Origin of the sequence: Arenimonas donghaensis DSM 18148 = HO3-R19 (assembly GCF_000743535.1) — a bacterium.
In the GTDB taxonomy this organism is placed as follows: domain Bacteria; phylum Pseudomonadota; class Gammaproteobacteria; order Xanthomonadales; family Xanthomonadaceae; genus Arenimonas; species Arenimonas donghaensis.
The window spans coordinates 1-23,320 of the sequence record NZ_AVCJ01000001.1 but is presented as its reverse complement, the minus strand read 5'-3'; the positions used below and the strand labels follow the sequence as shown (position 1 = coordinate 23,320).

Sequence of the window (23,320 nt, the reverse complement as noted above, 5' to 3'; positions counted from 1 at the left end):
CGCTTCACCCTCCCCGTGAAAGGCCGTACCCTCGGCCCATGCAGGCAGAGCCCACCGACGAGGATCTGATGCTGGCCTTCGGGGCCGGCGATGGCGGCGCCTTCGAGACCCTCTACGCCCGCCACCGCCTGCGCCTGTTCCGGCACCTGCAGCGCCAGCTGCGCGACGCCAGCCTCGCCGAGGAGCTGTTCCAGGACGTCTGGCAGCGCGTCATCAGCGCCCGCGAGCGCTACCGCCCCGACGCGAAGTTCAGCACCTGGCTGCACCAGATCGCCCACAACCGCCTGGCCGACCACTGGCGGGCGAAGTCGCACCGGCCCGATGCGCCCGAGGATGCACGCGAGCAGGCCGAACAGCTGCCCGACCCCGACAGCCCGGAGCGCCAGCTTTCCGCCTTCGAAGAGCGTCGGCGCCTGCAGCTGGCGCTCGAGGAGCTGCCGGCCGACCAGCGCGAAGTCCTGCTGCTGCGCCTGGAACAGGAGCTGACCCTGGAGGAAATCGGCGAGATCACCGGCGTCGGCCGCGAAACCGTCAAATCACGCCTGCGCTATGCCATGGACAAACTGCGCGCGAGGCTGCGGCCATGAGCCATCAACCCCATGTCCACCCCTGGCGCGTTGGAAGCCTTGCCCTTCCCAACCGGAGTCTCTCCATGCGCCAGATCGTCCTTACCACCCTTGCCCTCGCCATCGCCGCCGGCTGTGCCCACAAGACCGCTGAGGCCCCCGACGTCGAAGAAAAATTCGCCGGGCAAGCCGCCGCCGCTGATTCGGTCGCCCGCGAACAGGCCCGCGACCGCTCCAAGCGCAGCGAACTCGAAGCGATCGAAGTGACGGGATCCCGGCTGCCCGCCCAGGCGCTGATGGCCCCGCCGCCGGCGCCGACGGTCGCCATGCCCGCGCCGCCAGTGGAGCGCAACACCGAGAACTACACGGCCTTCGAAGACAGCGGCATCGTGCGTGCCGCCGAACAGCCCGTGTCCACCTTTTCCATCGACGTCGACACCGGCAGCTACAGCAACGTGCGGCGCATGCTGGTGCAGGGCCAGCTGCCGCCGCGCGACGCGGTGCGCGTCGAGGAAATGATCAACTACTTCGACTACGGGTACGCGGCGCCGACTGACCGTCGCCAACCGTTCCGGGTCAGTACTGAGCTGGCGCCCGCGCCATGGGACGGCAAGCGCGTGCTGATGCAGGTCGGCCTGAAGGGTTACGAGGTCGCACGCAGTGAAATCCCGGCCGCCAACCTGGTGTTCCTGATCGACACCTCGGGCTCGATGGGCTCGGACGACAAACTGCCCCTGCTCAAGGAGAGCTTCCGGCAGATGGTGCCGCGCCTGCGCGCCCAGGACCGCGTGTCGATCGTGGTCTACGCCGGCAGCGCCGGGCTGGTACTGCCGCCGACGCCGGGCGACCACCACGGCGAAATCCTGGCGGCGCTGTCGCGACTGGAGGCCGGTGGATCCACCAACGGCGGCGAAGGCATCGACCTGGCCTATGCGATGGCCCGGCAGGCGTTCGTGGAAAACGGCGTCAACCGCGTGATCCTGGCCACCGACGGCGACTTCAACGTCGGCATCTTCGATCCGCGGGCACTGGAAACCAAGGTCGAGGCGGGTCGCAAGTCGGGCATCGCGCTCACCACGCTGGGCTTCGGCCAGGGCAACTACAACGATGCGCTGGCGGAAAAACTGGCCGATGTCGGCGACGGCAACCACGCCTATATCGACAACCTGATGGAAGGCCGCAAGGTGCTGGTCGAGGAAATGGGCTCGACCCTGCTCACCATCGCCAGCGACGTGAAGATCCAGGTCGAATTCAACCCGGCCCAGGTCGCCGAATACCGCCTGGTGGGCTATGAGAACCGCCAGCTCGCGCGTGAGGACTTCAACAACGACCAGGTCGATGCCGGCGAGATCGGTGCCGGCCACGACGTCACGGCGCTGTACGAACTTTGCTTGGTGGACATGGGCTGTGAGTCCAGCGACGCCCTGCGCTATTCATCCGCCCCGGCGGCCGCCACCGGCACCGGCGAGATCGCCTTCCTCAAGCTGCGCTACAAGCAGCCGGGGCAAGCCACCAGCGTGCTGGTCGAGCAGCCCATCCGCCGCACCGACCTTCGCCGGCAGCCCGGGGAAAGCCTGCGCTTCGCGGCGGCAGTGGCGGCCTACGCCGACCTGCTGCGCGGGGGGCGTAACATGTCGGGCTTCGGCTGGGACCAGGTGGAAAGCCTGGCGCGCGGCGCCCGGGGCGAAGACCCCTGGGGCTATCGCGGTGAATTCCTGCAGCTTGTCGCGCAGGCCCGTTCGCTGGCCCCGGCGCCCGCCCCCGCCATCCAGATCAGCCAGGACTGACGCCTCACGATGAAAACCCCGCAGGACCCGCGCAAGGACACGCTCCAGGACGACGAAGCCGACCTGGCCAAGGTCCTGCGCGCCCTGCCGGGGGGTGAGCCTTCGCCGCGCGTGGACGCCGCCATCCTGGCGGCGGCCCGCGACGCGAGCTCGGGATCGTCACGGGCGCGGCATCGCCGGCGCGGCCTGCCGGGCTGGGCGCTGGGCACCGCCGCCGCCGCGGTCCTGGCGGTCGGTATCGGGCTGCAGCTGGACCTTGGCCGCGAGAGCCTGCCCGATGGCGTGCCGGCGCAAACCCCCGCCGAGGCATCGGACGGACCGGGCCAGCCCGAACTGGGCGGCGCGCGGCTCGAACGCATGCCGGAAGCGGAAGCGGAAGCCGAAGCCGATGCCGGCGCACCGGTCCCGCAGGCCAAGCCGGAAAGCCCGGCCGCACGCCGCCAGGCGCCGGCGGCCCCGGCATCGGCTCCCGAACCCGCCGAGGCCTTCGTGGCGCCCCCGCCACCCCCGCCCGCCCCACGCGCCGTCGCCAGCGACCGCCGGGAGGCGGCACGATCCGATGCCGCCGAAGCCGTGGCCGCGCCGGCCCAGGCCCTGGCACCCACGCGCAGTCGCGAGGTCCAAAGCGTGGCGCCGGCGCCGATCGGCGAGTCGACGCCAAGGCCCCAAACCGACGACAGCGCCGACCCCCTGCCCTCGGCCTTCAGCGCCGACGACGTGCTGCCGCCGGTGGAGGAAGACGCCCGGCTCGACGCCGAAGCCTGGCTCGAGCGCATCCGCGAGCGCGTGCGCCAGGGCGATCGCGCCGGTGCCAGCGCCAGCCTTCGCCGCTTCGAACGCGACCATCCGGACCTGCCGCTGCCGCCCGACCTGGCCGCGTTCCGGCCGTGAGCGTGTCGCAGACGCTGGCGGGTCCGGCCGAATTCGAGCTGGAAGCAAAACGCAGTCGTTTCCTGGCCCGGGCCGCGCCGACGGACAGCCCCGACGCGGCGCTGGCCTGGCTGCAATCGGTGTCCGACCCGCAGGCCACGCACAACTGCTGGGCCTATCGCATCGGCGCCGAGTATCGTTCCTCCGACGACGGCGAGCCCGGTGGCAGCGCCGGGCGGCCCATCCTGGCCGCCATCGAGGGCCAGGGCCTGGACCAGGTCGTGGTGGTGGTGACGCGCTGGTACGGCGGCACCAACCTGGGCGTGGGCGGCCTGATCCGTGCCTATGGCGGCGCCGCGGCCGAATGCCTGCGCACGGCGCCGCGGCGTGAGCTGGTGCCCTGGTGCGAGGCGGAACTGGCCTGCGGCTTCGAGCTCGCCAATGCCGTGCATGGCCTGCTCGCCGAGTTTGGTGGCCAGAAGCTCGATGAGAGCTTCGCCACCAGCGGCCTGCGACTGCGGGTGCGCCTGCCCGATTACACTATCGACTCCCTGGCCGGACGCCTGCGCGACATCAGTCGCGGCACCGCCAGCCTGCAACGGATCGAGACCCCGGCCCCATGAACCCAAGCCCGGCGGAAAAACCGCCCGTCAACTCGCTGCGCGACCTGCTGCCCTTCGTGCGCCCGCACCGCGGGCTGGTGGCGGCGTGGCTGGGCGCGTTGGCGCTGTCCTCCAGCGCCACCCTGGCGCTGCCGGTGGCGGTCAGGCACATGATCGACCAGGGCTTCAGCGCCGGCAGCGAGATCGACCGCTGGTTCGCGCTGCTGTTCGCGGTGGCCGTGGCGCTGGCGCTGGCCACGGCAGCCCGCTTCTACTTCGTCACCCTGCTCGGCGAGCGCGTGGTCGCCGACCTGCGGCGAGGCCTCTACGCCCACCTGCTGTCCCTGGACCAGGCCTTCTTCGAACGCACCCGTGCCGGTGAGTTGCTCTCGCGCCTGTCCGCCGACGCGGAGCTGTTGCGCAGCGTGGTCGGTTCGAGCATGTCGGTGGCCTTGCGCAGCGGCATCACGGTGCTCGGCAGCGCGGTGATGCTGGCGGTCACCAGCCCGCGGCTGGCGCTGTTCGTGCTGCTGGGTATCCCGCTGATCGTGCTGCCGATGGCGTTCTCCGGCCGCCGCGTGCGCAGCGTCGCCAAGGCCGCGCAGGATCGTGTCGCCGACGCCAACGCCCGCGCCGGCGAGACCCTGGGCGCCATGCACACCGTGCAAAGTTATGCCCGCGAATCCTACGAGACCGGGCGCTTCCACCAGGCCGTGGCCCTGGCCCTGGGCGTGGCGCGCAAACGCATCCGCCTGCAGGCGATGCTGACCGCCATCGTTATCGTGCTGGTCTTCGGCTCGATCACGGCGGTGTTGTGGGTCGGCGCCCGCGACGTGATCGCCGGCGAAATGACCGCCGGCACGCTCGGCCAGTTCGTGCTTTACGCCCTGATCGGCGCCGGCTCGGTCGGCGCGCTGGCGGAAGTCTGGACCGAGGTCCAGCGCGCCGCCGGCGGCATGGCCCGCATTTCCGAACTGCTGGGCGAGCGCTCGGTGCTGCCGGTGCCGGCGCGGGCCGAACCCTTGGCTACGCCGGTCCAGGGCCATATCCGCCTGCGCGGCGTGCGCTTCCACTACCCCACCCGCCCCGACGCACCGGCGCTGGAGGATTTCGACCTGGACCTGCAGCCCGGCGAAACCGTCGCCCTGGTGGGTCCCTCGGGCGCCGGCAAGAGCACGGTGCTGCAGCTGCTGCTGCGCTTCCACGACCCCGAGGCCGGCAGCATCACGCTCGACGGCCACGACCTGCGCCAGCTCGACCCGGTGTCGCTGCGTGCGCAAATCGCCCTGGTGCCGCAGGATCCGGTCATCTTCGGCACCACCGCCAGGGAGAACATCCGCTACGGCCGCCTCGACGCCAACGACGCCGACATCGAAGCCGCCGCCCGCAGCGCCGAGGCCCACGACTTCCTGTCGGCGCTGCCGCAGGGCTACGACAGCGAACTGGGCGAACGCGGCGCCCGCCTGTCGGGCGGCCAACAGCAGCGCCTCGCGATCGCCCGCGCCCTGCTCAAGGATGCGCCGGTGCTGCTGCTCGACGAAGCCACCAGCGCGCTGGACGCGCAAAGCGAACGCGCCGTGCAACAGGCCCTCGAGCGCCTGATGCGCGGCCGCACGACCCTGGTCATCGCCCATCGCCTGGCCACCGTGCTCAAGGCCGACCGCATCGTGGTGATGGACCGGGGACGCATCGTCGCCCAGGGCACCCACGCCGAACTGCTGGCGCGCGGCGGCCTGTACGCGGACCTGGCGCGGCTGCAGTTCGACCACGCTCCGTCCGGCGCCTGAAGTCAGTCCAGGGCCTCGAGGAAACCGGCAGGAAGCGCGTGCCGGCCGAACCAGCCGTGCTGCGTGCCCGCCAGCACCCGCAGCATCTGCCCGCGGCCGCCGGGCAGCCGGCCCAGGGGCAGGAACGCGCGGTCCCGCAGCCAGGCCAGCGCATCGGCGTCTGACTGGAACACCGGCGTCAGCCAGCGGCTCCAGAACTGATAGATCGCCACGTGCCGGCGGCGCGAAGCACCGTACGCAGCCAGGGCGGCTTCGACCCCAGGCCCGCGGCGCAGGGCATCGCGCAGCGCCAGCGCATCGAGCAGCGCCATGTTCACGCCCTGCCCCAGCTGCGGGCTCATTGCGTGGGCGGCGTCCCCCAGCAGCGCCAGGCGGCCATGCGACCATGCGCCGGGAATGGCGTCCCGGTAGCGGGCCTGGGCCAGTTGTTCCGGCGCCTGGATCGGTTCGAGCATCGGCGCCAGCGCCGGCCAGAGCGCGACCACCCGCGCCTTCCAGCCGGCCAGGCCTTCGCGCGACCAATCGGGCAAGGCCGCCGCCGGCAGGCTCCAGAAAAAACTCAGTCGCGGGGTCGGATCCCCGGGACGACCGCCCACCGGCAGCATACCGGCCATTTCGCGCGCCTGCCGGTAGCACTGGCGCAGCTGGTTTGGCCACGGCCACCCGGCCTCCGGCAGCAGGCACCAGAGCGCGCCCCAGGGATAGGACCTGTCCAGGCGCGGCTTGCCCACCGCCGCCCGCAGCTTCGAGGCCGCACCATCGGCAGCGACCACCAGGTCGTAGGGACCGTGGCGGCCGCCGGATTCGTCCAGCAGTTCACGGCCACCTGGCGCCAGCGCAGCGATGCGCGTCGCGGTGCGCACGCCGGCGGCACCGGGCCAGGCCTCGCGCAGGAGTTCGAACAAGGCATTGCGCTGCAGGCCCAGTCCAAAGAGGCGGCGATCCAGGTCCGCATAGGCCATGTCCATCACCGGGCGGCCGGCGTGGTTTTCGCCCAACAGCCGGTCGACGCGCCGGCCGAGCGAAAGCGCCGGCGCCAGCAAGCCCAGTTCCCACAGGGCCGACAGCCCGGTCGGCTGGAGCAGGAAACCGGCACCGACCGGACGCAGGGCCGGGGCCTGTTCGAAGACCTCCACCCGATGGCCGTCGCGCGACAGGGCCAGCGCGGCGGCCTGGCCGCCGCTGCCGTAACCCACGATGGCGATGTCCAGTGCTGTCATGGCAACCCTTGAAAAAACGAAGCCCCGCGCGGGCGGGGCTTCGGGTCGAACAGGTTTGCGTGGTTCAGGCTGGAACGACGTTGGCGGCTTGCGAGCCCTTCGGGCCCTGCACGACCTCGAAGCTGACCCGCTGGCCTTCCTGCAGGGAACGGAAGCCCGAGGCGCTGATGGCGGAAAAGTGCACGAACACGTCCGCGCTGCCGTCTTCAGGCGCGATGAAACCGAACCCCTTGGCGTCGTTGAACCACTTCACGGTACCGAAACTCATGTAGTGACCTCACATGCTGTTAGAACAAGCGTGCCCCGTGTGCCGATGCCCCGGTCCCGTGCACGGGCCGAGTATGAACAACAGCAAAACGCTTGACAATCACCCCAGCAGGGCCTCCAGCACCGCCGGCAGGCCGGCACTGGCGGCCTCGACGTTGGCCAGCACTTCCTCGAGCGTGATCTCCCCGGCATCACCGCAGCCGGCCGCCCAGTTGGCGACGATCGCCAGGCAGGCGTAGTCCAGGCCCAGTTCGCGCGCCAGCCCGGCCTCGGGCATGCCGGTCATGCCGACCAGGTCGCAGCCATCCCGGCGCATGCGGGCGATTTCGGCGCGCGTTTCCAGCCGCGGCCCCTGGGTGGCGCCGTAACACCCACCGTCCACCACGGCGACGCCGGCACGTCCGGCGGCGGCGAGCACCGCGGCGCGCAGCGACGGTGTGTAGGGGTCGCCGAAATCCACGTGCAGCACCTCGCCGCCCTCGCCGTCCCAGAAGCTGGCGTCACGGCCATGGGTGTAGTCGATCAGCTGGTCGGGCAAGCCCAGCACCTGCGGGCCATAACGCTCGGTGATGCCGCCGACGGTGTTGACGGCGAGCACCCGACGCACGCCGAGCTCCTTCAGGCGCCACAGGTTGGCGCGGTAGTTGACCCGGTGCGGCGGCAGCGAATGCCCCTCGCCGTGGCGGGCCAGGAACGCGACCCGGCGGCCGGCCAGCCGGCCGATGCGCACCGGACCGGACGGCGGGCCGTAGGGGGTTTCGCCCTCCGCCGCCTGGACGTCCGACAGCGCCGCGAGGCGATAAAGGCCGGTGCCGCCGATGACGGCGAGCTCGATTCCCGACATGGTTCAGTCCTTGATCGCGTAGATGCCCGGCAGGTTGCGGCCCTGCTCGTAGTAGTCCATGCCATAACCATAGACGTAGCGGTCAGGGACTTCGACCGCGACGTGGTCGGCGGTGACGCCGAGCACGCGGCGGTCGTGCACTTTCAGCGCCAGCACCGCCACGCGGGTTTCGGCGGCACCCTGCTCCCGGCACCAGTCGAGGATGGCGCGCAGCGTGTGGCCTTCGTCCAGGATGTCGTCGGCGACGAGCACGCGCCGGCCCTTGAGCGGTGTGGCCGGGCGGTGTCGCCACTCCAGTCCGCTGCCTTCGGTGGCGCCGCGGTAGCGGGTGGCGTGCAGGTAATCGAACTGCAGGTCGGTTTTCATCGCCATCGCCAGCTGCGCGGCGAACGGCAGGCCGCCGTGCATGACGGTCAGCAGCAGCGGGCGGTCGCCGTGGTCGCCATCGTCAGCATAGGCCTGGTCGATTTCGGCGGCGATGCGGCCGATGCCGGCTTCCAGGGCGTCGCGATCGAACAGTTGGTCGGACCGTGCGAGCGCGTCCTTGAGGTCGTGGGACATGTCAGCTGGCTCCTTGCTCGATGCGCGCAAGCGCGTCGCGGGCCCCATCGTAACGTGCGTCCGCCAGCAGTGCGTCCCAGGCCGGCGATTTGCGCGCGAACAGCGGCGCCAGGAGGTCCGTGGGCGCCGACTTGCGCGAGCTCACCGCCTGCAGGGAATCGGCGACCAGCGCCGGCGCGCACACCAGCACCGCATCGCAGCCGGCGTCGAGGTGGGCGTCGATGCGGGACTTCACGCCACCGGCGGATTCGGCGGCGGCCATGCCGATGTCGTCGCTGAAGACGATGCCGCCAAAGCCCATGTCCCGGCGAAGGATCTCGCCGATCCAGCGCGGCGAATAGCCCGCCGGTTCGGGAGCGACGCCCGGGTACTTCACGTGCGCCATCATCACCGCTTCGGCGCCGGCGTCGATGCCGGCGGCAAAGGGAAGCAGGTCCAGCGCCTGCAGGTCCGCCAGCGGACGCGGGTCGACCGCGTCGTCGAAGTGGGTGTCTTCGAGCACGGAACCATGGCCCGGGAAGTGTTTGATGGTCGCGGCCATGCCAGCCTCGTGCAGGCCGGCCACGTAGGCGCGGCAGAAGTCGGACACGATGACCGGGTCGGCGTGGAAGGCGCGGTTGCCGATGGCCAGGTTGCCGCGCCCCAGGTCCACCACCGGCGCGAAGCTCAGGTCCAGGCCGGTGGCCAGGATTTCGCTGGCCATCAGCCAGGCGTGTTCATGGGCCAGCGCCAGGGCCGCGTCGCGGTCCTGGCCATGCAGGCGGCCGAAACCCTCCAGCGCCGGCAGCTCGGAATACCCTTCGCGGAAGCGCTGCACGCGACCGCCTTCCTGGTCCACGCACAGCAGCTGCGGGCGCGGGGCCGCTTCGCGGATGGCCTGGCACAGCTCGCCCGCCTGGCTGCGCGAGGCGAAGTTGCGCTTGAACAGGATGACGCCCGACACCGCCGGATGCTGCAGCCAGTCGCGCTCTTCGTCCGACAGCACCAGGCCGCCCAGTCCAATCACCAGCATCAGTTCTTCTCCTGCGCGTTCCAGCGCGAGTACGGGCGCTCGGCCAGCGCCAGGTTGTACCACCGTGTTTCGTCGGTGACCTCGCGGCCCAGCCAGGCCGGTCGGTCGAAGGCCTCGTCGGCGCAAGCCAGCTCGAGCTCGGCGACCAGCAGGCCGGCGTTGTCGCCGGCGAACTCGTCCACTTCCCAGGTATGGCCGCCGTGGCCCACGTAGTGCCGCAGCTTGTCGATCCGGCCGCCCACGCACAGCGCCAGCAGCGCTTCGGCGTCGGCGACGGGGATGGGGTAGTCGAATTCCTGCCGGGTGTGCCCGGCTTCGCGCGACTTGAGGTTGAGGAAAGCCGCGTCGCCGGCGATGCGCACGCGCACCGAGGCGTTCTGCCGCCCGTCGCGCAGGGCCGCCATGTCGTTGATGTAACCCTGGGCCATGCGCACGGACCGGATCACGGACGCGCGCCAGCCGTCGCCGGCCAGCAGGAACTTGCGTTCGATCTCGATGCCCATGGCCTATTTCTCGAACAGCGCGATCGATTCGACGTGCGCGGTCTGCGGGAACATGTCCATCGCACCCGCGGCCACCAGCGTGTAGCCGCGCTCGCGCACCAGGAAGCCGGCGTCGCGCGCCAGCGAACCCGGGTGGCAGGAGACGTAGACGATGCGGCGGATGCCCTTGAGCGGCAGCTGCGCCAGCACCTCGGCGGCGCCGGCACGCGGCGGGTCCAGCAGCAGCTTGTCGAAGCCCGCCTTCATCCAGGGCTCCCCGGCCAGGTCCTTGGCCAGGTCGGCGGCATGGAACTCGACGTTGCCGACCTGGTTGCGCGCGGCATTGTCGCGGGCCCGCGCCACCAGGCCGGCGTCGCCTTCGACGCCGACGACGGTGCCGGCACGGCGCGCCAACGGCAGGGTGAAATTGCCGAGGCCGCAGAACAGGTCGAGCACGCGATCCTGGGGCTGCGGATCGAGCAGTTCGATGGCCTTGCGGATCATCTTGTCGTTGAGGCCGGCATTGACCTGGATGAAGTCCAGCGGCCGGAACGCCAGGTGCAGGTCGAAGTCCGGCAGGGCGAACGACAGGTCCACCTGCTCCGGCCAGAGCGCGTGCACCGATTCGATGCCGCCAGGCTGCAGGAACACCGCGAAGCCCGTGGCGCGGGCGAAGGCGACCAGGCGCTCTCGGTCTTCCCCGGACAGCGGCTCCAGGTGCCGGAACACCAGCGCCACGCCCTGCTCGCCGGCGATGAATTCGATCTGCGGCAGCGTGCGCTTGCCGTCCAGGCTGTCCACCAGCGCGGCCAGCTCGGGCAGGCGGTCGCCGATTTCCGGGATGACGGTGTGGCAAACCGACAGGTCGGCCACGAATCGCGGGTTGGTTTCCCGGAAACCGACCACGGCCTTGCCCTTCTTCTCGACGTATCGCACCGAGAAGCGGCCCTTCCGGCGGTAGCCCCAGGCCTTGTCGACCAGCGGTTCGAGCACCGTGCGCGGCTCGACGTGGCCGATGCGCTGCAGGTTGTCCATCAGCACGCCGTGTTTGGCGGCGATCTGGCGCGGTTCGGCCAGGTGCTGCAGCACGCAGCCGGCGCAGGTGCCGAAATGCGGGCAGCGTGGCTCGATCCGGTCGGGCGAGGCGACAAGTACCTCGAGGCAGCGGCCTTCGTCGAAGTGGCGGTTTCGCCCGGTCTGTTCGACCTGCACGGTTTCACCCGGCAGCGCACCGGACACGAACACGGTCTTGCCCTCCCGGCGGCCGACGCCGCGGCCGTCATGGCTCAGGTCGGTGATCTGGATCTCGAAGGGAGGGCGCTGCTTGAAACCTTTCCGGGCCACGGGTGATGCCAGAAACAAATGGGGCGCGGATTGTCGCAAATCCGCGCCCCAGACGCTTGCACCCCGGGTGCGCGCGGCTACTTCTGCTTCCAGCTGCCGTCGGCGGCCTGGTACCACCAGCCGGCGCGGGCGCTGGCCACCCACTGGCGCGAGAAGGTCTCGCGGATCTGGCCTTCCCACTCCGGGTGGTTGTTGGCGACGGCGATCTCGCGGTAGACCGCGTTGCGGTCACGGTTTTCCTCCGCCACCATCTGGTTCACCGCCACGCGGTCCTTGAGCGCAACCTTGCCCGGGTCGCGCAGCACCACCAGGCCATCATTGCCGAACCCCAGCGCGCCGGCGTTGAAATGCTCCTGCAGGCCCGACTGGAAGCGCGCAGCCATCCGGTCCTGGATGGCCTGGATCGCCGGCGTGCGGATGGTGATGTCCGCCTGCTGGGCATGGGCCTGGGAGATCAGCAGGGACATCGGGCTCCAGCGCGGACGCGGCGCCGGCGCGAAGGCCTGCGGCTCGCCTTCCGCCGCTGCGCCGGCAGCGTCTTCGCCCAGCACCTTCTCGACGAACTCCTCGGCCGCCTGCTGGGCCTCCGCCGCCGGGAAATACACGTTGATCGTGACGCAGGCGCCCAGCGCGAAGACCGCCAGCGCCACCAGGGGGGCCGCCAGCAGCCGCTTGAAGTTCTTGCCCATTGTCTTCTCCTTCATTGGATGACCGGGGTTTGCCCCTCGGTGGCCGCCTTGAGGCGGTCCACCAGCGTGGGCCAGTCGACGCGGCGGCGAAATCCCACCACCTGGATGCGCGGCAATCCCGCGCCCTGCACGATGGTATAGCCATCGCCGGCTGAATCCACACCGTCCATCAGGCAGACGTTGTCGCGCAGCCGGCAGGCCAGGCCGATGCGGGAATAACGGAAGTCGTCGAACAACCGCAATGCCTGGGCCTGCAGGCCGCCCATCAGTCCGCCGCCGCCGCCGACCTTCGAGATGTCCTCGACCGCGCGCTGGCTGATCCGGCGGCGCCCTTTCCAGTCCGGGTCGGACTGCAGCCGGGCGTCGAAGGCCACCGGCGACCAGTCCACCATGCGCAGGCCCTGGATGTGGCCGTCGAGCCGGCCGGTGATCGAACCAAAACCAAAGGCCGCGGTCATCGGCTCGAGATCGATGTCTTCGATCACCACGTCGGCCGACAGCGTCGGCGCGACGCCGAAGGGGCGCTCCATTTCCAGGCTCGACAGCGCCACCGTGCCGTCGAAGAGCTGCATCGTGAGCCCACCGTCGAGGGTCAGCACGTTGGCCTGGTAGCGTGCGGAGGGAATGCGGCCGCTGATGCTTCCCTCGAACGGCGGCCAGCCCAGGCGCTGGGACAGGCTGCCCAGGTCCAGGTCCTGCAGCGTGGCGCCCAAGGCGAAGCGGATGCCCTGGTCGCCGGCCGGCGGCTGCCAGCGCAGGTGGTCCAGGCGCAGCTGGCCCTGCAGCACCGCGATCGACACCGGCTCACGCAGCTTCAACTGGCCACCATCGCTGGTGAAGCCAAGCCGGGCATGGCCCAGGCCAATGCCGAACAGCGCCGCGCTGTCCCAGGCCAACTGCCCGGGTTCGGCGTCGCCGCCGGCCTGCCAGTGCAGGTTGCCGTGCAACCCGGCCAGGGTGAAACGCTGGCGCGGATCGATGGCGTTGAGCCGCTGCAAACCCAGCGCCATCGACTGCCATTGGCCGTCGGCCATGCGCAAGCGGGCCTGCACGCCGCCGGCCAGCACCAGGTCGGCGAAACCCGCCGGCGCCAGGAATCCGCTCAGATACCGGTCACGCGCCGTCGCGAGTTCGTCCAGGGAAAGGCTCAGCTCGAGGTCGGAAAGCGTATTGCCGGCGTCCAGCCGCGCCGAACCGGTGGCCTTGAGCACGTCGCCGTCGCGCCAGCCGAAGCGCGGGACCTCCCAGCCGCCGCCCTGCCCCGGCAGCAGCTCGACGTCGACCTGCACGGCTGATTGCGGTAGCGGGACATAGAGGCTGCCGACCAGGAACTCGCCGCCGCGGGCGGTGTAGCGCACGGCAGTACGCGGACGGGGGCCGGCCCCGTCGTAGTCCAGCTCCAGGCGCCCCTGCATGCCGGCCGCGGCCAGCCAGCCATCGGGGGTTTCCAGCCCTACCTCGCGCAGCCTGAGGTCGGTCTGCACCGACACGGCCCCGCCCGTGCCGACCGACACCCGACCGTCAAGGCGCCCGCCGGACCACTGGCCGTCTTCCCATATCGTCGCCAGGAACGCCTTCAGCCACGCCACGGGCACGGCCTTGAGGTCGACTTGGTGGCGATCCGGTGCGCCGGCGCGCCAGGCGTAATCGAGCTGGCTGCCGCGGGCCGACAACATGGCGTCGATCTGCGCCGGGGACAGCGACACCGCCAGGGCGCCGGCACCACCGGCGCTGTCCACCGGGCCTTCGCATCGCCATTGGCCATCGTCCGCAAGCGACAGCGGGCAACGCCAGCGCAGCGACCGAAGGTCCTGGCCCATGGCCGGCACCTGCAGCCGTGCGGCTTGCAAGGTCAGCTCGCCGGAGGCCGCTCCCGCCGGCCAGTCCAGGCTGACCCGTACCTGCTCCAACCTGGCCGCGTCGTTGTGCACGGCGCCGATCCGCAGCTGCAGTTCGTTGGCAGCCGCGGGCACCAGCGCCAGCAGCAGCCAGGCGCCGCAGAGGAACTTGCCGAGTCGAACCGGTCGCCGCATGCTGGCCAGCATAGTGCCTTTGCCCAACCTGCTGCTGCTCGAGGACGACCCCACCAGCGCCGCCGCGCTGCGTGCCGGGCTGGAATCGCTGCCGGCCCACGTGGACCACGCGTCGACCCTTGCCCAGGCCGAGGCGCTGGCGGCACGGGACAGCCATGCGCTGTGGCTGTTCGACCTGCAGTTGCCCGATGGCCGCGGCGACGAACTGCTGGCGCGGCTGCGGGACCGGGGCCTGGCGACGCCGGCCCTGGCGCTGAGCGCCGACCCCCAGGCCGCGGCGCCGGGTTTCGCGCGGGTCCTGGCCAAGCCGCTGGCCCTGGCCGAACTGCGCGCGGCCGTCACCGCCTGGTTGCCGGCCGGGCTGCTGCCACCCTGGGACGATGCCGCCGGCCTGGCCGCGGTGGCCGGACAGGCGACCGCGCTGGAAACGCTGCGCAGGCTGTTCCTGGACGAGCTGCCCCTCCAGCGCCACGAGGTGCTGGCGGCCTGCCGTGCCGGCGACGAGGCCGCCGCGCGCGCGCACCTGCACCGGCTCAAGGCCAGCTGCGGTTTCGTCGGTGCGCTGCCGCTGCTGGGAGCCGTCCGGGCCCTGCACGCCGCCCCCGGCGATGCCGGGGCGCTGCAGCGTTTCCAGGATTGTTCGCAGCGCCTGCTGGCTAGCGGCTGATGTCCTGGTCCCGGCCCAGGCGCGCCAGCGCCGACAGCAGGCCCCAGGACTTGAGCGGTTGCGGACCCAGGTGGATGGCCAGCACGCCGCGCAGGGCGCCACGCAGCTCCTGCAGTTGCTCCGGCGGCGGCGGCCGGTCCTGGGCCAGCGAAAGCAGCGCCGCACCCGAGGTCGAGCCCGGTGCGTGGCTGCGGTCGCGGACGGCGCCCCGTTCGGCATCGAGCACGTAGCGCGCAGCCGGATCCAGCGGCGCACCCTCCTCGCTTTCCTCCAGCGACAGCCCGTAGCCGAGCAGGTCGAGCAGGTCGCGTTCGAACCGCCGCAGCTGCCAGGCGGGCCCGCCGGCGTCGCCCAGGCGGCCACGCAGCTCCCCGTAGCGTTCGAAGAGTTCGGGCGCCGGGTCATTGCGGGGCAGCAGCCGCAGCACCAGTTCATTGACGTAAAAGGCTGCCATCAAAGCATCGCCGGCCAGCCGCGGGGCGGCATCCACCGCCTCGGCCTGGAGCAGGCGGGCGAGCTCGCCCCGGGGCAGGAAGTCAGCGCGCAGCTGCTGCAGCGGTTGCAAGGCGGCCCGCAGCGGATGCCGCTTGGCCCCCTGGACGCCGCGTGCGACCACGCCGACCCGGCCGTGGTCGCGGGTCAGCAGTTCGACCATGAGGCTGGTTTCGCGCCAGGGGCGCGCATGCAGCACGAAGGCCGGCTGCGCGAGCACGCGCATGGCTCAGTCCGAATAGCCGAAGCGCCGCAGCGCGGCCTCGTCGTCCGACCAGCCCTCGCGCACCCGGCACCAGGTTTCCAGGAACACCTTGCGGCCGAACAGCTTTTCCATGCCGATGCGGGCGCCGGTGCTGATCGCCTTCATGCGTTCACCGCCCTTGCCGATGACGATCGGCTTCTGGCCCTCGCGCTCGACCCAGACGATGGCGGCGATGCGCAGCATCTCGCCGTCTTCCTCGAAGCGTTCGATCTCGACCGTGGTCGAGTACGGCAGCTCCTCGCCCAGGCGCAGCATCAGCTGCTCACGGACCAGTTCGCCGGCCAGGAATCGTTCGCTGCGATCGGTGATCTCGTCCTCGCCGTAGATCGGCGCCGACGCCGGCATCAGCTGCAGCAGGTCCTTGACCAGGACGTCGAGCCCCTTGGACTTGAGCGCCGAAACCAGGTGCACGGAGGCGAAGACCCGCTCGCGGGTGACTTCGGCGATGAAGGGCAGCAGTTCCGTCTTGTCCGCCATCTTGTCGACCTTGTTCACCACCAGCGCGACCGGCACGCCGGCCGCGTTCAGGGCCGAATAGGCCAGCCCGTCCTCCTCGGTCCAGCGTCCGGCCTCGATGACCAGCGCGGCCGCGTCCACGCCCTCGACCGCGCCGCGGGCGGCGCGATTCATCATGCGGTTCATCGCGCGCTTCTGTTCGCGATGGATGCCGGGCGTGTCCACCAGAAGCAGCTGGCCCGCGTCGAAGCTGGCGATGCCCAGCAGCCGGTGGCGCGTGGTCTGCGGCCGCGGCGACACGATGCTGACCTTGGCGCCGACCAGGGCGTTGACCAGGGTCGACTTGCCGACGTTGGGGCGGCCCAGGACGGCGACGGTGCCGGCGCGAAACGGGGCTTGCGTGGAATCGGACGGGCTCACTTTTTCTCCAGCGTCGCCAGCACACGTTCGGCGGCGAGTTGTTCGGCGGCGCGCAGGGAGCTGGCCTCGGCCTGTTCCTTCAGCGGGGGTTCGGCGGTTTCGCAGGCGACATGGAAGACGCGGGCATGGTCGTCGCCGGTGGTTTCCAGCAACCGGTAGTTCGGACGCGGGAACTGGCGCGCCTGCAGCCATTCCTGCAGGCGGGTCTTGGGGTCCTTCTCCGCCTTGCCGGTGGGCAGCTCGGCCAGGCCGGGCTCGAACCAGCCCAGCACGACCTCGCGGCAGGTCTCGAAGCCCGCGTCGAGGTGGATGGCGCCAATGACGGCCTCAACCGCATCGGCAAGGATCGAATCGCGGCGGTGGCCACCGCTCTTCATCTCGCCGGGCCCGAGCTCCAGGCGCGCGCCCAGTTCCAGGCGGCGCGCCAGCTCGGCAAGCGACGATTCGCGCACCAGGCTGGCCCGGGCGCGGGTCAGGGTGCCTTCGTCGGCCTTGGGCCAACGCTGGTAGAGCGCCTCGGCGATGACCAGGTTGACCAGGGCATCACCGAGGAACTCCAGGCGTTCGTTGTGCGGCGATCCGGCGCTGCGGTGCCGGAGGGCTTGTTGCAGCAGTTCGGGCTTTTCGAAACGGTGGCCGAGCCGGTCGGTCACTCGCTCGAACGGCCGCTCAGGTTGACGGTGTTGTCGAACTTGCCGACCACGTCGAGGTTGGCGAACAGCGGCACCCGCACTTCATAGGCGATGTTGAGCTGGCTGACGCCGCCACTGCGCGTGACCTTCATGTGCTCTCGCTCGACCGAATCGATGTAGGCGATGCCGAAACGGCGTTCGAGGTCGTTGTACATCTGCGTCGGCGAGTTCGCGGCGGAGTTCGGCTGGGCCGCGTACTCCTCCATGACGCCCTTGAGGCTGTAGTACTCGCTGTACATCGGGAACAGCTTCATGATGACCAGGGCGAAGAAACCAACCACCACCAAGACGATCAAGAAGCTCATCAACGTTATGCCACGCGGCTTGCTAACCATGTCCACTCCCCCGGGGGCTGCCCCATTCAGCGGATGGTATCGCCAATCCGGGTGTAGTCAAACGCCCCCGAGCAGAACCAGCCCTCGCAGTTGAGCCAGACCGCGAAGGCCTTGCCCACCAGGTTTTCCTCCGGAACGAAGCCCCAGTAGCGGCTGTCCTCGCTGCGGTCGCGGTTGTCGCCCATGGCGAAATAGTGGCCGGCCGGCACTTCCCACTCGCCTTCCGCACGCGGGCTGGAGAAGGGGCTGGTTTCCAGGGTCAGGTGCTCGCGGCCGTCCAGGTCGACCCGGAAACGCGTCGCGCCGGTCATTTTCCGGCCTTCCCGGCCGGCGCCGACGTAGTAGCCGTCGGCCTGCTTGGGCACGGGTTCGCCGTTGACGTACAGCACCTGGTCGCGAAACGCGATGTGGTCGCCGGGCAGGCCAACGATGCGCTTGATGTAGTCGGCGCCGGCGCGGTCGTCGTCCGGCCCCATGCCCGGGTAGCGGAAGACCACGACGTCCCCGCGGCTGGGGGCGCCGACCTCGATGACCTTGGTGTTCACCACCGGCAGGCGGATGCCGTAGGCGAACTTGTTGACCAGGATGAAGTCGCCCACGAGCAGGGTCGGCATCATCGAACTGGACGGGATGCGGAAGGGTTCGGCCAGGAAGCTCCGCAGCAGCAGCACGATCAGGATGATCGGGAACAGCTGCCGGGCGTAGTCCACCACCACCGGTTCCTGCACGTCCTCGCCTTCGGCCTGCATGAGCTTGCGGCTGCGGGCGAAGAAGAGTCGGTCGATGAGCCAGATCAGGCCGGTCAGCGCGGCCAGGGAGGTCAGGATCAGTGCCAGGTCGATTTTCACGCGTCAGGGTTCCTCGCGGCGGGGGCCGCTTACTTGTTGTCCACCGTCAGCACGGCCAGGAAGGCTTCCTGCGGGATTTCCACGCGGCCGACCTGCTTCATGCGCTTCTTGCCTTCCTTCTGCTTCTCGAGCAGCTTCTTCTTGCGCGTGGCGTCGCCGCCGTAGCACTTGGCCAGCACGTTCTTGCGCATCGCCTTGACCGTCGAGCGCGAGATGATCTGCGAGCCGATCGCCGCCTGGATGGCGACGTCGAACATCTGCCGCGGGATCAGTTCGCGCATCTTCTCGCACAGGTCCCGGCCACGCCGGTCGGCGTGGCTGCGGTGAACGATCAGCGACAGCGCGTCGACCTTGTCGCCGTTGATCAGGGTGTCCAGGCGCACGAAGGGGCCGGCCTCGAATCGCTCGAAGTGGTAGTCGAGCGACGCGTAGCCGCGCGAAACCGACTTGAGGCGGTCGAAGAAATCCAGCACCACTTCGGCCATCGGCAGCTCGTAGCTGATCTGCACCTGGGAGCCCAGGTAGGAGATGCCGATCTGCCGGCCGCGCTTTTCCTCGCAGAGCTTGATGATGTTGCCGATGTATTCCTCGGGCGTGAGGATGTTCGCGCGGATGATCGGCTCGCGGATTTCGTCGATCTTGTTCACCGGCGGCAGCTTGGACGGGTTGTCCAGCGGCAGGATGCTGCCATCGGTGGCCAGCACCTCGTAGATCACCGTCGGTGCGGTGCTGATCAGGTTGAGGTCGTATTCGCGCTCCAGGCGCTCCTGCACGATTTCCATGTGCAGCATGCCCAAGAAGCCGCAGCGGAAGCCGAACCCCATGGCCTCGGAGCTCTCCGGCTCGAAGCGCAGCGCGGCGTCGTTGAGCCGCAGCTTCTCGAGCGCCTCGCGCAGGGACGGGTAATCGTCGGCGTCCACCGGGAACAGGCCGGCGAACACGCGCGGCTGCATCTCCTGGAAGCCAGGAAGCGGCTTGGCCGCCGGGTCGTTGGCCAGGGTGACCGTGTCGCCGACCGGCGCGCCGTGCACGTCCTTGATCGAGGCGTTGATCCAGCCCACTTCGCCGGCACCGAGTTTGGTGAGCTGTTTGCGCTTGGGCGTGAACACGCCGACCTGGTCGACCTGGTGAGTGCGGCCGGTGGACATCACCAGCAGCTTGTCGCCGGGCTTGATTTCGCCCTGCATGACGCGCACCAGCGAGACCACGCCCAGGTAGTTGTCGAACCAGGAATCGATGATCAGCGCCTGCAGCTTGTCGGTGTCGCGCGGCTTCGGCGGCGGAATGCGGTGCACGATGGCCTCGAGCACGTCCTGCACGTTCAGCCCGGTCTTGGCGCTGATCGCCACCGCGTCTTCTGCGTCGATGCCGATGACGGCCTCGATCTCGGCCTTCACCTTGTCGATGTCGGCGGTGGGCAGGTCGATCTTGTTGATCACCGGCACCACTTCCAGGCCCTGCTCGACCGCGGTGTAGCAGTTGGCGACCGACTGCGCCTCGACGCCCTGGGCCGCGTCCACCACCAGCAGCGCGCCTTCGCAGGCGGCCAGCGAACGACTGACTTCATAGCTGAAGTCGACGTGGCCGGGGGTGTCGATGAAGTTGAGCTGGTAGGTCTTGCCGTCCTTCGCGGTGTACGGCAGCGACACCGACTGGGCCTTGATGGTGATGCCGCGCTCGCGCTCGATCGGATTCGAGTCCAGTACCTGGGCCTCCATCTCGCGCGCCTGCAGGCCGCCGCAGATCTGGATGATGCGGTCGGCGAGCGTGGACTTGCCGTGGTCGACGTGGGCGATGATGGAAAAATTGCGGATGAGCTGCATGCGGGGCGGTCTGGTTGCCGGTTCGTGGCTGTAAACGGGCCATTATCGCACAGCGGCCCCGGCCGGGCCCGGATGGGCCGGCCGGGGCGACCGGGGGTCAGCGCAGCACGAAGCTGACGAAGCCGGTGCTGCGGGTATTGCGCACCAGCAGGCGGACTTCGTCGCCCGGACCCAGGTCTTCGGTGGCTGCCTTGAACTCGGCCACCGAGCCGACCTCGTCCTGGCCCACGCGCAGCACCACGTCACCCGGGGCCAGCCCGGCCTGGCGCGCCGCCAGGCCGGTCACCCGCGACACCAGCACGCCCTCGCCGGCGCCCAGGCCCATGGCCGAGCGCGCGGCGGCGTCCAGCGCCTCGACTTCCAGGCCCAGCGGGTTGGCCGCTGCCTCGGGCGCGGCCGGGCGACCGGAGGGTCCCGGCGAACCCATCGCGGCCATGTCCAGCGCCGACAGGGTGACCACCAGCTCACGCGTCTTGCCTTCGCGCATCACGGTGACCGTGGCCCGGCTGCCCGGTGGCAGTGCCCCGACCATCGGCGGCAGCGACGCCGAACGCAGCACTTCGCGGCCGTTGAAGCGGGTGATCACGTCGCCCGGGCGGATGCCGGCCTTGTCGGCGGCGCTGCCGTTCTCGACCGAATCAACGAACGCACCGACCGGCCGGTCCAGCCCCAGCTCGGCCAGGCGGCCACGGTCGACGTCCTGGATGCGCACGCCGAGCTGGCCGCGGGTGACCGTGCCGGTCTCGCGCAGCTGGCGCACCGCGTTCATCGCCACCTCGATCGGGATCGCGAAGCTCACGCCCATGTAGCCACCGGAGTTGGAGAAGATCTGCGAGTTGATGCCGACCACCTCGCCGCGGGTGTTGAGCAGCGGACCGCCGGAATTGCCGCGGTTGATCGCCACGTCGGTCTGGATGAAGGGCACGTACTGCTGGCTCGGGTCGAGCGAACGCCGGCCAACGCCGCTGACGATGCCGGCGGTCACCGAGTGTTCGAAACCAAAGGGCGAACCGATCGCCAGCACCCACTGGCCGGCCTTGAGGTTGCGCGAGTCACCGGTCTTGAGCACCGGCAGGTTCTTGCCGTCGACCTTGAGCAGGGCGACGTCGGAAAGCGGGTCGGACCCCACCAGCTCGGCCTCGAGCTCGTTGCGGTCGCTCAGGCGAACCACGATGCGGTCGGCGCCGCTGACCACGTGGTGGTTGGTCAGCACGTAGCCATCACTGGAAATGATGAAACCCGAGCCCTGCGACGTGCCGCCGCGCGGCATCCGGTCGGGCATGCCCGGCTGCCCCGGCATGCCGGGCTGGCCGAAGAAACGGCGGAAGAATTCCGGCATGTCTTCCGGCATCGGTTCGGCGCCGCGGCGCGCAGCCTGCTCCGGGTCGCCGCTGCCTTCGCTGCTGGCCTCGATGTTCACCACTGCCGGCCCGACCGCTTCGACCAGGCGGGTGAAGTCCGGCAGGTTGACCACCGGCGTCGGCAGCGTTCCGCCGGGCGCAGGCGCTTCACGCGCCTGGGCGTATGCCACCAGGGGCGAGGCGCCAAGCGCCAGCGCGAGCAGGAGGGCACGGCAATGCAGCGTTTTCATGGGCGTGTTTTTCCTTGTGCAGGCAAATGGATTTCGGTTCCGGCGGCCAGGATTTCCGGCTCGGGAAGGTGCGGCTTTGAAACGCGCGCGGCCAGCAAAGTTCCCGTCAGCAGACCCGCCAGGGTGAGCACGTTCGCGTACCCGCCGACGGCAAGCCCCACCGCATGGCCCAGCAGCGCGCCCGCCAGCAAGCCCAGCAGGACGCGGCCGTAGCCGCGCCAGGCGGCCCGGCGCAGCGCCTGGTCGTCGATGCGCAGCCGAAGGCGCCGACCCGGGGGGAAATCGCCGGCATCCTCGACGTCGAGCTCGAAGCCATGGTCGCCGGCGCCGGCGAACAGGCTGCAGCGCCCGCCGCAGCCACCGGCACAGCCATCGCAGGCGCTGCCGAGCAAGCGCAGCGACAGCCGCTTTCCGCGCACGCCCAGGACTTCGGCGTCGCGTTCAGCCATCGGCAGGCACCGCGCGCACGGTCCGGGCGAACCGGTCCACCGTCGACGCCGGCACCTTCCCGATGGCGAGCACCTGCCAGCCATCGAGCCAGAACGAGCGGGCATGCACGGCGCCGCGCTGGCGCCGGGCATCGCCGCGCAGGCCGCTGCCCACGCGCTCGACATAGACCGAAACGCTGGCCAGGCCGTCGCTGTAGAGCAGGTGCACGCCGTCGTCGGGCAGGGGTCGGGTTGCCCGCAGCCGGAAACCGGCGGGGGGTGCCGGGACCTGCCAACCCAGCGCCTGGCCCGTCGGCGCCGGCAGCGGCGAGACGCGCTCGAGCGCGGCCGGTGCCGATGGCGCCAGGTCGGCGTCGCTGGGACGCTGGTCCAGCGCGATGTCGGTGAAGGCCACCTGTTCGATCGAACGACCCTCGCCGTCGAGCAGGTCCACGCGCAGCGGCAGGCCGCTGCGCTTTTCCAGCCAGAGCCGGTAGCCATAGCGCCAGGGATCGGTGGCGAGCACTTCGACCCGCTGCACGGCGTGGCCGGCGACGCGACCGCGTCCACCCAGCCGCGCCTGGTAGCCCGCCAGGCCCACGGCCTCGGAAACCGCCAGCGCCTCGCTCCAGCGCCCGGCCTGGCCCATGTCGTAGGCCACCGGCGATTCGCCGGTGCCGATGCACATCACCCGGCTGCCGTCGCGGATGACTTCCCGCGGCGGACCACTGAGCGCCACCAGACGCTCGCGCTCGCGGCCACCGTCGACGCGGTGGTGGACCCGTAGCGTGTCCACCCGGCCATTGGCGACCACCACCAGGGTGCCCTGGTAATCGAGGCCACGCAGCGCCGGACCCACGCGTGCCAGCCAGGCTGCCGCATCCGTCGCCGCCAGGGCAACCGGGGCGAGCAGGCAGAGCAGCGCGGTCAGCAGGACGCGTTTCACTGGCGGCTGGCTTCGTCCGCTTCGTCGCCGCCGGCACCCGGTTCACCGTGGGCGACCACGTCGACGTAAGGCATGAAGCCGCCCAGGCCGTCGGCGGCCATCATGGCGTTGTGCCGGACCAGGTAGGCCTCGAGCGCCCGTTCGTCCTGGGCGAGCGGCGAGCGCGGCCAGGGCCGGGCCGACGGCTCGTCCGCCAGCCCGGCGGCCAGTGCCTGGATCTCCCGGCCCGGCAGCGGCGACACCCGCGCCCGCGGCACCTCGACCAGCGGCAGGCGCTCCGGCACCTCGGCGCG

The 23,320-nt window shown here is 70.4% G+C and carries 25 protein-coding genes; 6 read left to right on the top strand and 19 right to left on the bottom strand.

Features of this window, described 5'->3' with window-relative positions; all coding sequences use genetic code 11:
* The first annotated feature begins 38 nt into the window (after positions 1-38).
* The 5 genes from N788_RS00125 (at position 39) to N788_RS00105 (ending at position 5,612) form a co-directional block, all read left to right on the top strand.
* Positions 39-587 (top strand): RNA polymerase sigma factor, encoded by a 549-nt coding sequence (locus N788_RS00125; protein WP_034219773.1) that lies wholly within the window; start codon positions 39-41, stop codon positions 585-587.
* A gap of 65 nt (positions 588-652) precedes the next feature.
* On the top strand, positions 653-2,353 hold the full coding sequence (locus N788_RS00120) for a vWA domain-containing protein (protein ID WP_051924183.1): 1,701 nt from the start codon (positions 653-655) through the stop codon (positions 2,351-2,353).
* A 9-nt stretch (positions 2,354-2,362) separates the two neighbouring features.
* Positions 2,363-3,244, top strand: coding sequence for a hypothetical protein (locus N788_RS00115; RefSeq protein WP_034219770.1), 882 nt, complete (start codon positions 2,363-2,365; stop codon positions 3,242-3,244).
* 2 nt (positions 3,245-3,246) lie between these two features.
* Positions 3,247-3,846, top strand: coding sequence for an IMPACT family protein (locus N788_RS00110; protein WP_051924272.1), 600 nt, complete (start codon positions 3,247-3,249; stop codon positions 3,844-3,846).
* A complete protein-coding gene (locus N788_RS00105; RefSeq protein ID WP_034219769.1) occupies positions 3,843-5,612 on the top strand; it encodes an ABC transporter transmembrane domain-containing protein in 1,770 nt (589 codons plus the stop codon). The genes N788_RS00110 and N788_RS00105 overlap by 4 nt, the downstream gene beginning before the upstream one ends.
* 2 nt (positions 5,613-5,614) lie before the next feature.
* Here the strand turns inward: N788_RS00105 and N788_RS00100 are convergent, their stop codons facing one another.
* From N788_RS00100 to N788_RS00060, 9 genes are all read right to left on the bottom strand, one after another.
* Positions 5,615-6,832 (bottom strand): FAD-dependent oxidoreductase, encoded by a 1,218-nt coding sequence (locus N788_RS00100; RefSeq protein WP_034219767.1) that lies wholly within the window; start codon positions 6,830-6,832, stop codon positions 5,615-5,617.
* A 64-nt stretch (positions 6,833-6,896) separates the two neighbouring features.
* Complete coding sequence (locus N788_RS00095; RefSeq protein ID WP_034219765.1) at positions 6,897-7,100, bottom strand: cold-shock protein; 204 nt, start codon at positions 7,098-7,100, stop codon at positions 6,897-6,899.
* Positions 7,101-7,199: 99 nt separating this feature from the next.
* Complete coding sequence (locus tag N788_RS00090; RefSeq protein WP_034219763.1) at positions 7,200-7,943, bottom strand: S-methyl-5'-thioinosine phosphorylase; 744 nt, start codon at positions 7,941-7,943, stop codon at positions 7,200-7,202.
* 3 nt (positions 7,944-7,946) lie between these two features.
* Positions 7,947-8,504 carry a hypoxanthine-guanine phosphoribosyltransferase gene (locus N788_RS00085; RefSeq protein WP_034219762.1) on the bottom strand — a complete coding sequence of 186 codons (558 nt, stop codon included), beginning with the start codon at positions 8,502-8,504 and terminating at the stop codon, positions 7,947-7,949.
* A gap of 1 nt (position 8,505) precedes the next feature.
* Positions 8,506-9,516, bottom strand: a complete 1,011-nt coding sequence (gene nagZ / locus N788_RS00080; RefSeq protein WP_034219760.1) for a beta-N-acetylhexosaminidase — start codon at positions 9,514-9,516, stop codon at positions 8,506-8,508.
* Entirely contained in the window at positions 9,516-10,019 is a 504-nt protein-coding gene (locus tag N788_RS00075) for a CYTH domain-containing protein (protein ID WP_034219758.1), read from the bottom strand. The genes nagZ and N788_RS00075 overlap by 1 nt, the downstream gene beginning before the upstream one ends.
* Positions 10,020-10,022: 3 nt before the next feature.
* Complete coding sequence (gene rlmD / locus N788_RS00070; protein WP_034219755.1) at positions 10,023-11,342, bottom strand: 23S rRNA (uracil(1939)-C(5))-methyltransferase RlmD; 1,320 nt, start codon at positions 11,340-11,342, stop codon at positions 10,023-10,025.
* A gap of 77 nt (positions 11,343-11,419) precedes the next feature.
* Positions 11,420-12,031 carry a YdbL family probable chaperone protein gene (locus tag N788_RS00065; protein ID WP_034219753.1) on the bottom strand — a complete coding sequence of 204 codons (612 nt, stop codon included), beginning with the start codon at positions 12,029-12,031 and terminating at the stop codon, positions 11,420-11,422.
* An 11-nt stretch (positions 12,032-12,042) separates the two neighbouring features.
* On the bottom strand, positions 12,043-14,064 hold the full coding sequence (locus tag N788_RS00060) for a translocation/assembly module TamB domain-containing protein (RefSeq protein WP_034219750.1): 2,022 nt from the start codon (positions 14,062-14,064) through the stop codon (positions 12,043-12,045).
* Here N788_RS00060 and N788_RS00055 point away from each other — a divergent pair.
* Positions 14,063-14,731, top strand: a complete 669-nt coding sequence (locus tag N788_RS00055) for a response regulator transcription factor (RefSeq protein WP_034219749.1) — start codon at positions 14,063-14,065, stop codon at positions 14,729-14,731. The two genes, N788_RS00060 and N788_RS00055, sit on opposite strands and share 2 nt — an antisense overlap.
* On the opposite strand, the gene recO is transcribed toward N788_RS00055, so the two are convergent.
* From recO to N788_RS14780, 10 genes are all read right to left on the bottom strand, one after another.
* Positions 14,721-15,449, bottom strand: coding sequence for a DNA repair protein RecO (gene recO / locus N788_RS00050; RefSeq protein ID WP_034219747.1), 729 nt, complete (start codon positions 15,447-15,449; stop codon positions 14,721-14,723). The two genes, N788_RS00055 and recO, sit on opposite strands and share 11 nt — an antisense overlap.
* 3 nt (positions 15,450-15,452) lie before the next feature.
* Positions 15,453-16,364 (bottom strand): GTPase Era, encoded by a 912-nt coding sequence (era, locus tag N788_RS00045; RefSeq protein ID WP_034219746.1) that lies wholly within the window; start codon positions 16,362-16,364, stop codon positions 15,453-15,455.
* A complete protein-coding gene (gene rnc / locus N788_RS00040) occupies positions 16,361-17,017 on the bottom strand; it encodes a ribonuclease III (RefSeq protein WP_034219744.1) in 657 nt (218 codons plus the stop codon). Before rnc ends, era begins: the two co-directional genes overlap by 4 nt.
* On the bottom strand, positions 17,014-17,361 hold the full coding sequence (locus N788_RS00035) for a DUF4845 domain-containing protein (RefSeq protein ID WP_244444054.1): 348 nt from the start codon (positions 17,359-17,361) through the stop codon (positions 17,014-17,016). The genes rnc and N788_RS00035 overlap by 4 nt, the downstream gene beginning before the upstream one ends.
* Before the next feature lie 56 nt (positions 17,362-17,417).
* On the bottom strand, positions 17,418-18,233 hold the full coding sequence (lepB, locus tag N788_RS00030) for a signal peptidase I (RefSeq protein ID WP_425476470.1): 816 nt from the start codon (positions 18,231-18,233) through the stop codon (positions 17,418-17,420).
* Between the two features lie 35 nt (positions 18,234-18,268).
* Complete coding sequence (gene lepA, locus N788_RS00025; RefSeq protein WP_034219737.1) at positions 18,269-20,062, bottom strand: translation elongation factor 4; 1,794 nt, start codon at positions 20,060-20,062, stop codon at positions 18,269-18,271.
* Between the two features lie 97 nt (positions 20,063-20,159).
* Positions 20,160-21,653 (bottom strand): DegQ family serine endoprotease, encoded by a 1,494-nt coding sequence (locus N788_RS00020; protein WP_084695795.1) that lies wholly within the window; start codon positions 21,651-21,653, stop codon positions 20,160-20,162.
* Positions 21,650-22,102 (bottom strand): SoxR reducing system RseC family protein, encoded by a 453-nt coding sequence (locus tag N788_RS00015; protein WP_034219735.1) that lies wholly within the window; start codon positions 22,100-22,102, stop codon positions 21,650-21,652. The genes N788_RS00020 and N788_RS00015 overlap by 4 nt, the downstream gene beginning before the upstream one ends.
* Positions 22,095-23,027 carry a MucB/RseB C-terminal domain-containing protein gene (locus N788_RS00010; RefSeq protein ID WP_034219732.1) on the bottom strand — a complete coding sequence of 311 codons (933 nt, stop codon included), beginning with the start codon at positions 23,025-23,027 and terminating at the stop codon, positions 22,095-22,097. Before N788_RS00010 ends, N788_RS00015 begins: the two co-directional genes overlap by 8 nt.
* On the bottom strand, positions 23,024-23,320 hold a 297-nt coding region (locus N788_RS14780; RefSeq protein ID WP_034219729.1), incomplete at its 5' end, for a hypothetical protein. The genes N788_RS14780 and N788_RS00010, both read right to left, overlap by 4 nt.

Excerpts from the sequence above, each read along its gene's own strand:
- N788_RS00125 (WP_034219773.1), top strand. The coding sequence starts at position 39 with ATGCAGGCAGAGCCCACCGACGAGGATCTGATGCTGGCCTTCGGGGCC.
- N788_RS00120 (WP_051924183.1), top strand. The coding sequence starts at position 653 with ATGCGCCAGATCGTCCTTACCACCCTTGCCCTCGCCATCGCCGCCGGC.
- N788_RS00115 (WP_034219770.1), top strand. The coding sequence starts at position 2,363 with ATGAAAACCCCGCAGGACCCGCGCAAGGACACGCTCCAGGACGACGAA.
- N788_RS00105 (WP_034219769.1), top strand. The coding sequence starts at position 3,843 with ATGAACCCAAGCCCGGCGGAAAAACCGCCCGTCAACTCGCTGCGCGAC.
- N788_RS00100 (WP_034219767.1), bottom strand. The coding sequence starts at position 6,832 with ATGACAGCACTGGACATCGCCATCGTGGGTTACGGCAGCGGCGGCCAG.
- N788_RS00095 (WP_034219765.1), bottom strand. The coding sequence starts at position 7,100 with ATGAGTTTCGGTACCGTGAAGTGGTTCAACGACGCCAAGGGGTTCGGT.
- N788_RS00090 (WP_034219763.1), bottom strand. The coding sequence starts at position 7,943 with ATGTCGGGAATCGAGCTCGCCGTCATCGGCGGCACCGGCCTTTATCGC.
- N788_RS00085 (WP_034219762.1), bottom strand. The coding sequence starts at position 8,504 with ATGTCCCACGACCTCAAGGACGCGCTCGCACGGTCCGACCAACTGTTC.
- nagZ (WP_034219760.1), bottom strand. The coding sequence starts at position 9,516 with ATGCTGGTGATTGGACTGGGCGGCCTGGTGCTGTCGGACGAAGAGCGC.
- N788_RS00075 (WP_034219758.1), bottom strand. The coding sequence starts at position 10,019 with ATGGGCATCGAGATCGAACGCAAGTTCCTGCTGGCCGGCGACGGCTGG.
- N788_RS00065 (WP_034219753.1), bottom strand. The coding sequence starts at position 12,031 with ATGGGCAAGAACTTCAAGCGGCTGCTGGCGGCCCCCCTGGTGGCGCTG.
- N788_RS00055 (WP_034219749.1), top strand. The coding sequence starts at position 14,063 with ATGCTGGCCAGCATAGTGCCTTTGCCCAACCTGCTGCTGCTCGAGGAC.
- N788_RS00060 (WP_034219750.1), bottom strand. The coding sequence starts at position 14,064 with ATGCGGCGACCGGTTCGACTCGGCAAGTTCCTCTGCGGCGCCTGGCTG.
- recO (WP_034219747.1), bottom strand. The coding sequence starts at position 15,449 with ATGCGCGTGCTCGCGCAGCCGGCCTTCGTGCTGCATGCGCGCCCCTGG.
- N788_RS00035 (WP_244444054.1), bottom strand. The coding sequence starts at position 17,361 with ATGAGCTTCTTGATCGTCTTGGTGGTGGTTGGTTTCTTCGCCCTGGTC.
- lepA (WP_034219737.1), bottom strand. The coding sequence starts at position 20,062 with ATGCAGCTCATCCGCAATTTTTCCATCATCGCCCACGTCGACCACGGC.
- N788_RS00020 (WP_084695795.1), bottom strand. The coding sequence starts at position 21,653 with ATGAAAACGCTGCATTGCCGTGCCCTCCTGCTCGCGCTGGCGCTTGGC.
- N788_RS00015 (WP_034219735.1), bottom strand. The coding sequence starts at position 22,102 with ATGGCTGAACGCGACGCCGAAGTCCTGGGCGTGCGCGGAAAGCGGCTG.